Annotated in this window: 1 protein-coding gene; it reads right to left on the reverse strand. The window is 63.9% G+C overall.

Annotated features, from left to right (window positions below):
- Window positions 1–350: 350 nt before the first annotated feature.
- Window positions 351–1,519: L-glutamate gamma-semialdehyde dehydrogenase (locus QWB57_RS02520; RefSeq protein ID WP_288968202.1), on the reverse strand; the 1,169-nt coding region annotated here is incomplete at its 5' end.

Raw genomic sequence — 1,519 nt, forward strand, 5'->3', positions numbered from 1 at the left:
TGAGTGACAACCTGTCACTGGATGCCGGCTACCAGCACATCACCATCAAGAGCCCCACCATCAATCTGCCGGTGGATATCGCTTCGGGCAACACGTCAACCTTGGTCGGTACGTACGCTGGTCATGCCAATCTGTTTGGCGTGTCGATGCAATACCGCTACTGAGCCACGCAACATCGCGCCAACAAAAAGCCCCGCCTTGTGCGGGGTTTTTTGTCGTTGGGCGGTATGCGAGGAGCTCGCTACGTCGCTCGACATGCGGCTGCACCAAGTCACCGGGCAGGGCGGAGATTCACTACGCCGCTCGACATGCGGCTACGCGAATCCCTGCCCTTCCCGGCGGCTTGCGGCTCAGTCGCCCAGCGTCAGCAACGAAGCATTGCCGCCTGCAGCGGTGGTGTTGATGGTGACGGTTTTTTCGGTGGCAAAGCGCGGCAGGTAGTGCGGGCCGCCGGCCTTGGGGCCGGTGCCGGACAGACCTTGGCCGCCGAAAGGTTGCACGCCGACCACCGCGCCAATCTGGTTGCGGTTGACGTAGATATTGCCGACTTTGGCGCGCGACACGATGCGCTCGATGGTGGCATCGATGCGCGAATGGATGCCCAGTGTCAGGCCGTAGCCGGTGGCGTTGATGGTGTCGATCACGGTATCGAGTTCGTCGGCTTTCCAGCGCACCACATGCAGGGCCGGGCCGAATTTTTCGCGATCCAATTGGGCGATGGCGTGTAGTTCCCAGGCAGCCGGCGCGAAGAAGGTGCCGTGCTCGCATGCCTCACCCAGCGTGGCTTTGGCGATAGGCTTGGCCTCCACATCCATGCGCTTGGCGTGCTCCACCAGAATGGCTTTGGCATCCTCGTCGATCACCGGGCCCACATCGGTGGACGGCAGGCCGGGGTCGCCGATGGACAGTTCGGCCATCGCGCCGGCCAACATGCCAATGACCTTGTCGGCGATATCGTCTTGCACCAGCAGCACGCGCGCGGCCGAGCAGCGTTGACCGGCGGAGGTGAAGGCCGAGCCCAGGGCGTCTTTCACCACCTGCTCCGGCAGCGAGGAGCTATCGGCAATCATCGCGTTCTGGCCGCCGGTTTCGGCAATCAGCGTGGCAATCGGGCCGGCATCGCGGCTGGCCAAGGCGCGGTTGATCAGGCGTGCGGTTTCAGTCGAGCCGGTGAAGCAGACGCCGGCCACGCGCGGATCACGGGTCAAGGCCGCGCCCACGGTGGCGCCATCGCCGGGCAGGTACTGCAGCACATCCTGCGGAATGCCGGCTTCGTGCAACAGCTTCACTGCGGCATAGCCAATCAAATTGGTCTGTTCGGCGGGCTTGGCGATCACGCTATTGCCAGCGGCCAAGGCGGCCGCGATTTGGCCGAGGAAGATCGCCAGTGGGAAGTTCCACGGACTGATGCAGACAAACACGCCGCGCCCGGCCAATTGCAGCGAATTGGCTTCGCCAGTGGGGCCGGGCAGGGCCATCGGGGCGAAATGCTCGCGTGCTTGCAGGGCGTAGTAGCGCA

This window comes from uncultured Thermomonas sp., from assembly GCF_937872235.1.
Lineage (GTDB): Bacteria > Pseudomonadota > Gammaproteobacteria > Xanthomonadales > Xanthomonadaceae > Thermomonas > Thermomonas beijingensis.